Annotated in this window: 11 protein-coding genes; 8 read left to right on the top strand and 3 right to left on the bottom strand. The window is 62.0% G+C overall.

Annotation, left to right across the window (positions count from 1 at the left end; all coding sequences use genetic code 11):
* Nucleotide 1: 1 nt before the first annotated feature.
* Genes tssH through GKKCFE_RS12855 form a run of 4 tightly spaced genes read left to right on the top strand, consistent with a single transcriptional unit; the run spans nucleotide 2 to nucleotide 5,628 of the window.
* Nucleotides 2-2,545, top strand: a complete 2,544-nt coding sequence (gene tssH, locus GKKCFE_RS12840; protein ID WP_419417075.1) for a type VI secretion system ATPase TssH — start codon at nucleotides 2-4, stop codon at nucleotides 2,543-2,545.
* Nucleotides 2,546-2,600: 55 nt separating this feature from the next.
* Nucleotides 2,601-3,044: a hypothetical protein gene (locus tag GKKCFE_RS12845; protein WP_047225731.1), complete on the top strand. Its 444-nt coding sequence runs from the start codon at nucleotides 2,601-2,603 to the stop codon at nucleotides 3,042-3,044.
* A gap of 18 nt (nucleotides 3,045-3,062) precedes the next feature.
* Nucleotides 3,063-5,072, top strand: coding sequence for a type VI secretion system tip protein VgrG (tssI, locus tag GKKCFE_RS12850; RefSeq protein WP_047225730.1), 2,010 nt, complete (start codon nucleotides 3,063-3,065; stop codon nucleotides 5,070-5,072).
* A 13-nt stretch (nucleotides 5,073-5,085) separates the two neighbouring features.
* Nucleotides 5,086-5,628 carry a toxin-antitoxin system YwqK family antitoxin gene (locus GKKCFE_RS12855; protein ID WP_445577944.1) on the top strand — a complete coding sequence of 181 codons (543 nt, stop codon included), beginning with the start codon at nucleotides 5,086-5,088 and terminating at the stop codon, nucleotides 5,626-5,628.
* Between the two features lie 144 nt (nucleotides 5,629-5,772).
* Here GKKCFE_RS12855 and GKKCFE_RS12860 read toward each other — a convergent pair whose 3' ends face one another.
* Nucleotides 5,773-6,168: a DUF4280 domain-containing protein gene (locus GKKCFE_RS12860; RefSeq protein WP_047225728.1), complete on the bottom strand. Its 396-nt coding sequence runs from the start codon at nucleotides 6,166-6,168 to the stop codon at nucleotides 5,773-5,775.
* 180 nt (nucleotides 6,169-6,348) lie between these two features.
* Here GKKCFE_RS12860 and GKKCFE_RS12865 point away from each other — a divergent pair, with 180 nt between their 5' ends.
* From GKKCFE_RS12865 to GKKCFE_RS12875, 3 genes are all read left to right on the top strand, one after another.
* Nucleotides 6,349-7,416 carry a phosphotransferase family protein gene (locus GKKCFE_RS12865; protein ID WP_076384387.1) on the top strand — a complete coding sequence of 356 codons (1,068 nt, stop codon included), beginning with the start codon at nucleotides 6,349-6,351 and terminating at the stop codon, nucleotides 7,414-7,416.
* Nucleotides 7,417-7,440: 24 nt separating this feature from the next.
* Nucleotides 7,441-8,208: an SDR family oxidoreductase gene (locus GKKCFE_RS12870; RefSeq protein WP_047225726.1), complete on the top strand. Its 768-nt coding sequence runs from the start codon at nucleotides 7,441-7,443 to the stop codon at nucleotides 8,206-8,208.
* 215 nt (nucleotides 8,209-8,423) lie between these two features.
* Nucleotides 8,424-9,539, top strand: a complete 1,116-nt coding sequence (locus tag GKKCFE_RS12875; protein ID WP_445577945.1) for a Gfo/Idh/MocA family protein — start codon at nucleotides 8,424-8,426, stop codon at nucleotides 9,537-9,539.
* A gap of 165 nt (nucleotides 9,540-9,704) precedes the next feature.
* Here GKKCFE_RS12875 and GKKCFE_RS12880 read toward each other — a convergent pair whose 3' ends face one another.
* Together GKKCFE_RS12880 and GKKCFE_RS12885 are read right to left on the bottom strand one after the other, a co-directional pair.
* Nucleotides 9,705-11,153 (bottom strand): FAD/NAD(P)-binding protein, encoded by a 1,449-nt coding sequence (locus GKKCFE_RS12880; protein WP_445577946.1) that lies wholly within the window; start codon nucleotides 11,151-11,153, stop codon nucleotides 9,705-9,707.
* 15 nt (nucleotides 11,154-11,168) lie between these two features.
* The gene (locus GKKCFE_RS12885; RefSeq protein ID WP_047225723.1) at nucleotides 11,169-11,732 is read right to left on the bottom strand and encodes a helix-turn-helix domain-containing protein; all 564 of its coding nucleotides are present in this window, start codon (nucleotides 11,730-11,732) and stop codon (nucleotides 11,169-11,171) included.
* Here GKKCFE_RS12885 and GKKCFE_RS12890 point away from each other — a divergent pair.
* Nucleotides 11,727-12,752, top strand: coding sequence for a DMT family transporter (locus GKKCFE_RS12890; protein ID WP_445577947.1), 1,026 nt, complete (start codon nucleotides 11,727-11,729; stop codon nucleotides 12,750-12,752). The genes GKKCFE_RS12885 and GKKCFE_RS12890 overlap by 6 nt on opposite strands.
* Nucleotides 12,753-12,781 lie beyond the last annotated feature (29 nt).

Below are 12,781 nucleotides of genomic sequence, written 5' to 3' on the forward strand. Positions count from 1 at the left end.
AATGGAACTGGCCAGCCTGATCGGACGCCTCAACCCGGACAACCGTCGCGCCCTGGAACGCGCCGCGCAACGCTGCCTGCAACGCAGCCATCACTATGTGGAAATCGAGCACCTGCTGCTGGAACTGCTGGACATCGAAGGCGGTGACTTTGCCTGCCTGTTGCCGCGCTTTGGCCTGGAGCGCGACGCGGTGGCGGCAGAAATCAACAAGGCCCTGGAGCTGTTCAAATCCGGCAGTACCCGCACGCCGGCCCTGTCGACGCAAACCATCGGCCTGCTGGAAGATGCTGTGGTGCAGGCCAGCGTGCTGGGCCTGGACAGCATTCGTTCCGGCTTGTTGTTGCTGGCACTGCTGGACCGTGATGAGCGTCGCAGCCTGTTGCTCAACAGTGCCTCGTCGCTGCTGCGCATTCCCCGGGAGGCCTTGCGCGCCCATCTGTTGGAATGGACCGAAAGCTCGCGGGAACATGTCGGCGGCGTGCGCCCGGTAAAACCCGGTGAGGCACCACCGAAACAGGACCCGGTGCTCGACCAATATACCCAGGACCTGACCGCCGACGCTCGGGACGGACGCATCGATCCCATCGTCGGACGCGACGGTGAGATTCGTCAGTGCATCGATATCCTGCTCAGACGTCGGCAGAACAACCCGATCCTGGTGGGCGCGCCGGGCGTCGGCAAAACCGCCGTGGTGGAAGGGCTGGCCCTGCGCATTGCCGCAGGCGACGTGCCACCGTCGTTGCAGGAGGTCACTTTGCGCGTGCTGGATCTGGGCCTGTTGCAGGCCGGCGCGGGCGTCAAGGGCGAGTTCGAACAGCGTCTCAAAGGCGTGATTGACGCTGTACGCAGCGCTGAAAAACCGATCATTCTGTTTATCGACGAAGCCCATACCCTGATCGGTGCCGGCGGCGCTGAAGGTGGCAGCGACGCGGCCAACCTGCTCAAACCGGCCCTGGCCCGGGGTGAACTGCGCACCCTGGCCGCCACCACCTGGCTGGAATACAAAAAATACTTCGAGAAAGACCCGGCCCTCGCCCGTCGCTTCCAACTGGTGCAGGTCGAAGAACCGGACGAACTCACCGCCGTGGAAATGCTCCGTGGCGTAGCGACCAAACTGGAACAACATCACGGCGTACACGTGCTGGATGCGGCCATTCAGGAGGCGGTGAAACTGTCCCACCGCTACATTTCCGGGCGACAGTTGCCGGACAAAGCCATCAGCGTGCTCGACACCGCCTGCGCGCGGGTCGCCCTCGGCCAACACGATGTGCCACCGCCTCTGGAAAGCCTGCGCCATCGCCAGAACAGCCTCAAGGACGAAGTCGAACGCTTGCGCCGTGAACAGGCCACCGGACTGGATCACCGCGAGCGCATCACCCTGCTGGAAACCGAGTCGAGCGGCAACGTGCAGGCCATCCGCGAGCTGGAGACCCGCTGGGGTGAAGAGCGCGAAGCGGTGCGCGAACTGCTCGACACCCGCCGCGAGCTGCTGGCCTTGAGCGAGCGCGCCGACGGTGAAAAGCCCGACACCGAGATCGATAACCGCATCGACCACCTGGCTGCCGAACTGCTGCGTCTGGAGGCCGGCCTGGATGCCATTCGCCAGGACGATCCGCTGGTACCCGAACAGGTGGACAGCAAGACCGTCGCCGCCGTGATCGCCGGCTGGACCGGCATCCCGGTAGGCAAGATGCTCGCCGACGAAGCCCACGCCGTGCGCACCCTCGGTCAGCGCATGGGCCTGCGGGTGATGGGCCAGGACACCGCGTTGAACACCATCGCCCAGCGCCTGCAAGCCTACCGCGCCGGCCTGACCGATCCACAGAAACCGGTCGGCGTATTCCTGCTGGTGGGCCCCACCGGCGTGGGCAAGACCGAAACCGCCTACGCCCTGGCCGATGCCCTTTATGGCGGCGAACGTAACCTGATCAGCATCAACCTTTCGGAATACCAGGAAGCCCACACCGTCAGCCAGCTCAAGGGCGCCCCGCCCGGCTATGTCGGCTACGGCAGCGGCGGTGTGCTCACCGAAGCGGTGCGGCGCAAACCCTACTCGGTGGTGTTGCTGGATGAAATCGAAAAGGCCCACCCGGATGTGCTCGAGGCCTTCTACAACGTCTTCGACAAAGGCCTGATGGAAGACGGCACCGGCCTGGTGGTGGACTTCAAGAACACGGTGATGCTCGCCACCAGCAACGTCGGCGCCGAACTGCTACTGGACACGCCAGCCGCGCAACTGGGCAGCGACGCCTTCAACGAAGCCTTGCATAAAGTCTTGCTGCAAGCGTTTCGCCCCGCATTCCTGGCGCGCATGACGGTGGTGGCGTATCGGCCGCTGGATGAGGCGACGCTGGAAGCCATTGTCCTGGCCAAGCTGGAGAAACTGCGTGGGCGGTACAAGGCCGCGACCGGCAAGCAGTTCGAGTTCGACGCAGGGATCGTCAAGGCCGTGTTGGCCAAGTGCAGCGCGGCAGGAGCAAGGGATGTGGAGAATGTGTTGATGACGCAGGTGACGGGGAAGTTGGCGGAGTGGGTGTTGGAGTGACAAACCGTCGTGGTTCATCGCCTGTTAAGACTTTCTGAGTTGGACCGGAGCCCTTATGAAGTTCTATCACTACACCACCCAGTCAGCGGCCAAATCCATCACTGATAATCAAATCGGCACCCCCGCCGTCCGGGAGTGGAAATGCACGATGAATCAACCTCAAAAGTGGGCCTGGTTCAAAAAGCAGCATGAAGAAGGTTTCTATTTAACGACCATACCACCGTCTGAAATACGGGAGAAAAAAGAGAAACTCGGCATTAGCAAACTGTCAGAAGTCTATGTTTTGTATTTCAACCTCGCATGGATAAAACCAAAACAGATGAAGAAAGTGGATGATTACGTAAATAGCGGATTCATCAAGATTAAAAAAGTTGGCGAGCCTGACAAAATTTGCGCTCAACGCATTGGGGTCAATACCAATCAACTGGACAATGTTCCTTTCCCGGTTGAGTCATGTTTATGGGCAGGCCCGGTCGAAGGATTTCCTGACGATATTTAAAGGCGCTGAGGACAATCGATGCCCCGCTCCACCGACAGCAACACCACCCTCTCCCTCACCGCTGCCACGCTGTCAGCGCTGTATCCGGAATCGCTGTCCGGCGAAGAGAGCCTCAATGCGTTGGGCTCGCACATCCTCAACGGCATCAACGACGGCCCTTCGCTGACCCTCACCAGCGCTGTCGCCAGCCATGTCACCATGACGCTGCACAAGGACGCCTTGTTGCGCCCGCTGGATTTTCTGGTCGCGGAGATCCGCCAGCTCCCCGCCGACGCCACCGCCGAACGCTATCAACTTTTATTGCGCCCGTGGCTTTGGTGGCTGACCCTGGCGAGCAACAATCGGGTGTTTCAGAACCTCGCCACCTCGGACATCGTCACCACGATTTTCAAGGCCCATGGTTTCACCGATTTCCAGCTCAAACTCACCGGCAGCTACACACCACGCGAATACTGTGTGCAATACGGCGAAACCGATCTGGCCTTTGTTTCGCGCTTGATGGAAGAAGACGGAATCTTCTGGTTTTTCAGCCACGAACAAGGCACGCACACGCTGGTGCTGGCTGACAACAATGATGCGTTCTTGCCGATCCCCAATGGCCCGACGGTGAATTATCTCGGGCAGAAAATAGGTGATCGGGAACTGCATGGCATCCGCTCAGGCCAGGTGTGCCTGCAAGCGGTGGCCGGGGTCTACCAGGCAACCGACTACCAATTCACCACGCCAACGACTTCGCTCTACAGCCAGGCCGAAGCCGTCGCCGGGCCGAGTTCGATATACGAGCATCCGGGCGGCTATGACGCCAAGGGCCAGGGCGATGCGTTGACCAAACAACGGGTGGATGGCCTGCGCAGTCAGGAGAAGCGTTTTGTCGGCGAAAGCGACTGCCGTTGGCTGGTGCCGGGGTATTGGTTCACCCTCGCCGGCCATGAAGACTCGACGCTGAATATCGATTGGGTGGTGACCTCGGTCAGCCACGAAGCCAGCCACGATAGCTACCGAAACCGCTTCGAGGCGATTCCCAAGGCAACGACTTATCGACCGCCCCGCACCACGCAAAAACCACGCATGCACACCCAGACGGCACTGGTGGTGGGCAAGGCCGGCGAAGAAATCTGGACCGATGAATACGGGCGGATCAAGTTGCAGTTCCCCTGGGACCGCACCGGCAAGAACGACGAGAGTTCATCCTGCTGGGTTCGTGTGGTTTTGCCCTGGAGCGGCAAGGGGTTTGGCATGCAGTTCGTGCCGCGCATCGGCCAGGAGGTCATCGTCACCTTCATCGACGGCGACCCCGACCGGCCGCTGGTGACCGGTTGTGTCTACAACGGCGACAACGCCCTGCCCTACGCGCTGCCGGCCAACCAGACCCAGTCCGGGATCAAGACCAACTCGTCCAAGGGCGGCGGCGGTTTCAACGAATTACGCTTCGAGGACAAGAAGGACGCCGAGGAGGTTTTTCTCCAGGCCCAGAAAGACTTCAACATCAACGTGCTCAACGACACCACCGCCACGGTCGGTCACGATGAAACCCTCACGGTGCAGAACGCGCGCACTCGCACGGTCAAGGAAGGCGACGAAACCGTCACCCTGGAAAAGGGCAAACGCAGCGTGACCATCCAGACCGGCAGCGACAGCCTCGATGTGAAGGACACTCGCACCGTGACCGTGGGTTCGGACCAGAACCACAGCACCGGGGGCAACTACGCGCACAAGGTCACCGGTAACTATGAACTGACGGTGGACGGCAACCTGACCATCAAGGTCAGTGGCACCCTGACCCTGCAAAGCGGCGGCAGTTTCGCGATCAAGAGCGGTGCCGACCTGGCGGCCCAGGCCAGCACGTCCATCAGCCAAAAGGCTGGAACCGCCCTGAGCAACCAGGCCGGTACGTCATTGGAGAACAAGGCCGGCACCACCCTGACCAACGACGCCGGCATCAGCCTGGTGAACAAGGCCGCCGCCGAACAGACCGTGGACGGCGGCGGCATGCTGACCATCAAGGGCGGCCTGGTGAAGGTCAACTGACGGGAGCGTGCCAATGACCTCGAAAAAACTCGACGTGGAGCGTGGCGACAGCCACCTGGGCGGGCAACTGGTCGACGGCCACCTCGACGGCCCGCTGCAGATTGATGAGGCCCAGCGCCCGCAAGCGAAACTCAACTATCAGCAAGGTGAGCTGCAAGGCACCAGCACGCTGTATCACCCCAACGGTAAAGTCTCGGCGGTGTTGCCCTTCGTCAAAGGCAAACTGCAGGGCGTGGCGAGTTTTTACGCCGCCGAAGGCGGGCTGCAGCGCCAGGCCACTTATCGGGGTGGGTTGCTGCACGGTGAAGCGAACAACTATTTCCCCGATGGGCAACTGGCCGAGTCCGAGTTCTATCGTGACGGTGTGCGTGACGGTCGTTATCGACGCATGCACCCCAATGGCAACCCCGCCGTCGAGGCCCGCTACCTCAACGGCCAACTGCTGGAACCGGCACACGCTTATGCCGAAGACGGCCGACCACTGGACGCAGAGGGCAAGCCGATTTCCAGGGTGCGCTGGTGGTTCAGGCGCTGGAGTGATCCGGCGCAAGCATAATTATTATCTTTCCCCTTACCCATGTGGGAGCGAGCCTGCTCGCGATGACGGTGGTACAGCCAACATCTCCACCAACTGAACCGCCGCTATCGCGAGCAAGCTCGCTCCCACAGGAAATCATCCCTACCTGTAGGTCCGAACCAATCAAGGAATGAGCATCTGCACCTGCCCCGGCACGACGATCTTGATCACCCCGGCCCAGGTACACATCAGGGTGCTGTTGGCATCGATGGCCGGCATGTTGCCCAGCAGCAAGGTCGGCGGGCCGCCGGGGATCCAGGGCGTTGCGGTGGCAGGAATGCACGGCATGGGTGTCAGCACGCCCAATGCCGCGGCAGTCGCAGCGGCGACGGTCGGGTTAGCGAGGCTTTGACACATGCCGAAGGTGGTGATGTTCACCAGGGGAATGTGATCCATGATATTCGCCGCCGGCATCCCGCCGGTCAGCAGCCGATTGACCGGCAGCACATTGAGCACCGCCGGGGCGGCGCCGAAACTGCATTGCAAGGTTGCGGTGCCACAGACTTGCGGGCATCCCATCGCGATGGCTCCCTGAAAAGCGACAGACGCTGAAACCATAGCTCATCCACCCGGCATCAGGCCCGCTGATTATCCTGCAACACGCTAACCTATAAGACCCTGGCGTGCTTGTGACGCCTCTCACCTGCCATTAGATTAGCCAATGATCGATGGCCTCCAAAATAAGCAGAAGGGATAAGCATGGCGTTTACTGATCAGTCCACCCGTGTCCGCGACGGTGAAGAACTCGATGCCAGTCTGATCGACCCGTACCTCAAGGCCCACATTCCAGGCCTGACCGGTACGCCGCAGATCAGCCAGTTTCCCGGTGGTGCTTCGAACCTGACTTACCTGCTGGAATACCCTGAACAGGAATTCGTCCTGCGGCGTCCGCCGTTCGGCCATAAAGCCAAGTCCGCCCACGACATGGGCCGTGAGTTCCGCATCCTCAATCAGTTGCGCGAAGGTTTCCCCTATTGCCCGAAGGCTTACGTGCACTGCACCGACGAGTCGGTGATGGGCGCCGAGTTCTACGTGATGGAGCGGGTCAAGGGCATCATCCTGCGCTCCGACCTGCCGCCGGAACTGGGTTTTGACGCTGCCCGTACCGAAGCCCTGTGCAAGAGCTTCATCGACCGCCTCGTCGAACTGCATCAGGTTGACTACAAGGCCTGCGGCCTGGCCGACCTGGGCAAGCCCGAAGGCTACGTGGCCCGGCAGATCCGTGGCTGGAGCGACCGTTACGAAAAAGCCCTGACCCCGGACGCGCCGAAATGGGAGGCGGTCAAGGCTTGGCTCAACGAGAAGATGCCTGCCGACCACCCCACCTCCAGCATCGTGCACAACGACTACCGCTTCGACAACGTGATCCTCGACCCAGAGAACCCGATGCAGATCATCGGCGTGCTGGACTGGGAACTGACCACCATTGGCGACCCGCTGATGGACCTGGGCAACAGCCTCGCCTACTGGATCGAAGCCGGCGACCCCGCCCCGGTACAACTGATGCGCCGCCAGCCCAGCCATGCACCGGGCATGCTGACCCGTCGCGAGTTCGTCGATTACTACGCCGAACGCTCCGGGATCCGCATCGACAATTTCGACTTCTATTACACCTACGGCCTGTTCCGTCTGGCCGGCATCGTCCAACAGATCTACTACCGCTTCTTCCATGGCCAGACCCAGGACAAACGCTTCGCGCAGTTCGTTCAGATGAACAAACTGCTGGAGCAGATGAGCCTGCAGGTCATCAGCAAATCCACGCTCTGAGCGCATCTATAACAAGGAAACAGCATGTCCAAGACTCAGTTGTTCGACCTCGACGGTAAAATCGCTTTCGTTTCCGGCGCCAGCCGCGGCATCGGCGAGGCCATCGCCAAACTGCTGGCCCAGCAAGGCGCCCATGTGATCGTCTCGAGCCGCAAACTCGAGGGTTGCCAGCACGTGGCCGATGCCATCATCGCCGCTGGCGGCAAAGCGACCGCCATCGCCTGCCACATCGGTGAAATGGAACAGATCAGCCAGGTATTTGCCGGTATCCGCGAGCAGTTCGGGCGCCTGGACATCCTGGTGAACAACGCCGCCACCAACCCGCAGTTCTGCAACGTGCTGGACACTGACCTGGGGGCATTCCAGAAAACCGTCGACGTGAACATTCGCGGCTATTTCTTCATGTCGGTCGAAGCCGGCAAGCTGATGCGCGAAAACGGTGGCGGCAGCATCATCAACGTGGCGTCGATCAATGGCATCTCGCCGGGGATCTTCCAGGGCATCTACTCGGTAACCAAGGCTGCAGTCATCAACATGACCAAGGTGTTCGCCAAGGAATGCGCGCAATTCGGCATCCGCTGCAATGCCTTGCTGCCGGGCCTGACCGACACCAAGTTCGCCTCGGCGCTGGTCAAGAACGACGCGATCCTGAAAACCGCCCTGGCGCAGATCCCGCTCAAGCGCGTGGCCGACCCAAGCGAAATGGCCGGCGCGGTGCTGTACCTGGCCAGTGATGCGTCCAGCTATACTACCGGTGTGGCGCTGAATGTGGATGGGGGTTTCCTCTCCTGATGATGTTTCCCCTGTGGGAGCGAGCCTGCTCGCGATGACGTTGGATCAGCCAGCATTGATGTCACTGATCCACCGCTATCGCGAGCAGGCTCGCTCCCACAGGGGGTGGTGCAGGGAGTGCCAACAAAAGAATATTTATTCCAGTATTTGCAATATGCGAATATCTATTCCATAAAGAGCCCTTCTGAAAATAAAAATTCAAAGGGCTCTTTCTCATGCGCGAACTCGGCATCGGTCTGATTGGCACTGGCTTCATGGGCCGTGCCCATGCCTTGGCGTTTCACAATGCCAAAGCGGTGTTCGACCTCCCCCTGAACCTGAAACTGGCGGCGCTGGCCGATGCCGATCCCCAGCGTGCCCGGCAGTGCGCCCAGAGCTGGGGGTTCGAGACGGCCCACAGCGACTGGCAACAACTGATCGACGACCCGAAGGTCGGCCTGATCGCCATCACCACGCCCAACCATTTGCACTTCCCGATGGCCATGGCTGCGCTGGCAGCGGGCAAGCCGGTTTATTGTGAAAAGCCCCTGGCCGTGTCGCTGGAACAGGCCGACCAGATGCAACGGGCAGCCAAGGCGGCCGGCGTGGTCACGCGGGTCGGCTACAACTACCAGCACAATCCAGTCATTCAACGGGCGCGTGACATGATCCGGCGCGGGGAACTGGGGCAGATCATCAGTTTCCAGGGCGAGTTCAGCGAAGACTTCATGGCCGATCCGACCTCACCGTGGTCATGGCGCTGCGAAGCCGCCCATGCTGGCGGCGCATTGGCGGACCTGGGCAGTCACTTGCTGGCCATGGCCCGTCATTTATTGGGCGATGTCGAGGCCGTGTGTGCCGACAGCCAGACCGTACACAGCCAACGCCCCGCCAGTGCCGGCAACACTGAGCAGCGCACCATCGCCGTGGATGACCAGGTCCACGCCCTGCTGCGCTTCACCAGCGGCGCCCGAGGCACGGTCAGCAGCAGTTGGCTCAAGCACGGCTACAAAAACCACTTGAGCTTCGAGATCAGCGGTACGCTCGGCACCCTGGTGTTCGATCAGGAACGGCTGAATGAACTGCGCCTGTGCCGCGTCGGCCAAGGGGGCTTCCAGCGCCTGCTGGCCGGCCCGGATCTGCCGGGCTATGCCGCGTTCAGCCCAGCGGCCGGGCATCAGTTGGGGTACAACGAATTGAAGACCCTGGAAGTCCAGGAACTGATCATGGCCCTCGCGGGCCAAGGCGGGGACGGGACCGATTTTGCAGAAGCCTGGGAAGTGGAGCGGCTGGCGGCGGCGATTCGCCTGGCGGCGAGGGAACAGCGCTGGGTGAACATCAGCGAGCTGTAACCTCACACGCGAGTGAACACCCCGTGGCGAGGGAGCTTGCTCCCGCTGGGCTACGAAGTAGCCCCAAAACAATTCACCCGGTGTGTCAGGTTGACTGCAGCTAGCCTCCTTGGGGTTGCTGCGCAACCCAGCGGGAGCAAGCTCCCTCGCCACAGGGGACTGTGTTCAACGTGGGTATTGGGTTTGCCACTCAACCAACCGCGCCGCCAACGCCTTGGCCTGGCTTGCCACATCGGTCACAGCGGTGCTTTCCCACCACATCCCGCGCAACGGTGGCCCCATGGCGAACAGACGACTGGCAGGCTCGCCCTGGGCATCCAGCACCGCGCCATCGGGACGGGCGGCGATGCCCAGGGCCAGCGGGCCGGGCTGGACCAATCCGCGAGCCAGCAGTTGTTGGGGCAACGGTCGTGCAACCCGGCGCCAATCGTATTCAATGCCACTGGAGTTGATCAGCGCAGCGCCCTGCACCACCGTCAGGTCTGCCTCGCCCCTTCGGCGAATGCGGATGTTCACCGCTCCCTCGGCAGACGGCGCCAGCCCCTTGAACGACGCTGCCTGGATCCGCAACCGCCCTTCCTCGTGCAACCGCGCCACCAGCTCAGCGCTCAGAGGCGGCGAACGATGATGATGGCTCTCCCACCAGGGTCGTACATGCCGCACGAATTGCCGGCGCTGCACATCGCTGGCCTGGCTCCACAAGCGCCCGATGTGCGCACGCACCGTGTCCAGCGGGGCCTGCCAGTCGATGCCTTCGGCCTGGGCCTGACGGCATTGCTCACGCAGAGCGCGCATTAATTGGCGTGGCGAGCGGAGGCTGTGATCGGCGGCGAGAAAGTCCACCCACTCAGGCGGTTGTCGACGCACATGGGGCAGCAGACCATGGCGGGAAAACACTTCGATAGGTCCGCGATGCCCGGCCTGCTCGAGGGACACCACGGCATCCACCATCGTCAGCCCTGAGCCAATGATCAACACCGTGGATTGCGGATCGAGCCGACGCATCGCCGCTACATCCCAAGGGTCCAGCGCGGCGGCATTCAAGCCGCTGGATTCGGTCTGCGGGGTGCGCGCCGCCGGGAACATACCGGTGGCTAGCACCGCGCAACGTCCGCGCAACGTCTGGCCATCGTCAAGCGTCAGCAGCACGGCATCACCGGCGACCTGCAGATCCACGGCCTCCCCGCGCACATGCTCCGCCACAGAGCCATTGCGGGCCCCCAGCGCCCGGGCTTCGGCCAGACGCTGCTGCACATATAAACCAAAGATTCCCCGGGGCGGGAACAGCTCGCTGACCGGCACATGCTGCTGATCCGACTCGGGCCAGCCGCCGGCCTCGATGAATTCGGCGAGCCATTGGGTCAGGTCATCGGCGTTGTCCGGATCGACGCTCATTCGCGCGGCGTTGCCGTTCAAGGTGTGGCCCAGCTCCACGGCGCTGTAGGCCTCGCCCCGGCCCAACTCGCTGCGCGGCTCGACGATCAGCACGTTGCGCCGGCCAGGCAGGCGCAGTAGCTGCGCCGCCAGCATGGCTCCGCTCAGGCCACCGCCGATGATCAAAACATCGGCCTCGCGGGTGATGCTGCTGCCAGGTCGATCCAGCGCTGTATGCATGTCGCTCTCCAGGAATCAAATCACCACGTTGCGTACGAATCTCGTCGCCACCGGCCCCTCATTGCGATAGGCATGGGGCTGGTTGCTGGCAAACATGAAAAACTCACCGGCGCCTATCTGGTGCTCTGCGCTGCCCAGCGTAAGGGTCAGGCAGCCTTCGAACACATAGAGCTGCTCGCTCCAGCCATCGGCATCAGGTTCGGATGGGTAATGCTCACCGGGCTCCAGGCGCCATTCCCAAAGTTCGACTTCGCGGCTGGCGGTGGCCTTGGCCAGCAGCACGGCTTTGCTGCCGGGGATGGTACCGGCCCAGGCCAGTTCGTTGATGCGACTCGGGTCGCGGGCATCGGGGGCCTGGATCAAGTCGCTGAAGGCCACGTCGAGGGCTTCGGCGACACGGTCAAGGGTGGTCAGGCTGACGTTCTTTTCGCCGGCCTCGATGGCCACCAACATGCGCCGGCTGACCCCTGACAGTTCGGCCAGGGTTGTCTGACTGAGCTGCGCGGCGTGCCGCAGGCGGCGGACGTTCTGGCTGACGTGTTGCAGGACGGATGCCCGCTGGCCGTTTTCTTTGTGCACTATATTGCTCATCTGCTGGGGTTGCGCATTATACTGCCCACCTTCTTCGGGCGCATTGTGCGTCCGCCTCAAGTGGCGCGCAAGGTCATGGCATCGGTGAACTCCCCTCAAGCTCCCTCCCGTTTCTCAAGGTTCAGCAAGGCCGAATGCGTGCTGGTGCTGATCACCATGATCTGGGGCGGGACTTTCTTGCTGGTGCAACACGCCATGACGGTCAGCGGGCCGATGTTTTTCGTGGGCCTGCGGTTTGCCGCCGCTGCTGCCTTTGTTGCGCTGTTTTCGTGGCGGCATCTGCGGGACCTGACCCTGTTCGAACTCAAGGCCGGGAGCTTCATCGGCGTGGCGATCATGCTCGGCTATGGCTTGCAGACCGTCGGCCTGCAGACCATTCCCAGCAGCCAATCGGCATTCATCACCGCACTTTACGTGCCGTTCGTGCCGCTGTTGCAGTGGCTGGTGCTGGGCCGTCGGCCCGGCTTGATGCCGAGCCTGGGCATCATGCTGGCGTTCACCGGGTTGATGCTGGTGTCGGGCCCGGCCGGGGCGTCGTTGAATTTCAGCCCCGGTGAAATCGCCACGCTGATCAGCGCCATCGCCATTGCCGCCGAAATCATCCTGATCAGCGCCTACGCCGGCCAGGTCGATGTGCGCCGGGTAACCGTGGTGCAACTGGCAAGCACGGCGGTGCTGGCATTTTTGATGGTGGTGCCCACCCAGGAAAGAATTCCGGACTTTTCCTGGCTGTTGCTGGTCAGCGCCGTGGGCCTCGGGGCGGCCAGCGCGGCGATCCAGGTGGCGATGAACTGGGCGCAGAAAAGCGTCTCGCCCACCCGCGCCACGCTGATCTATGCCGGCGAGCCGGTGTGGGCCGGTATTGCCGGGCGCCTGGCCGGCGAGCGGTTGCCGGCGATTGCGCTGGTAGGTGCGGTGTTGATCGTGGCGGCGGTGATCGTCAGTGAACTGAAAACCCGCGGCAAAATTGTCAACGAGGCGGATGAGGTGCTTGAGCGCGAACGCTGAGGCAATCGAAAAACCTTTCGAGAAGTTTT

It is taken from the genome of Pseudomonas sp. E141 (genome assembly GCF_052659885.1).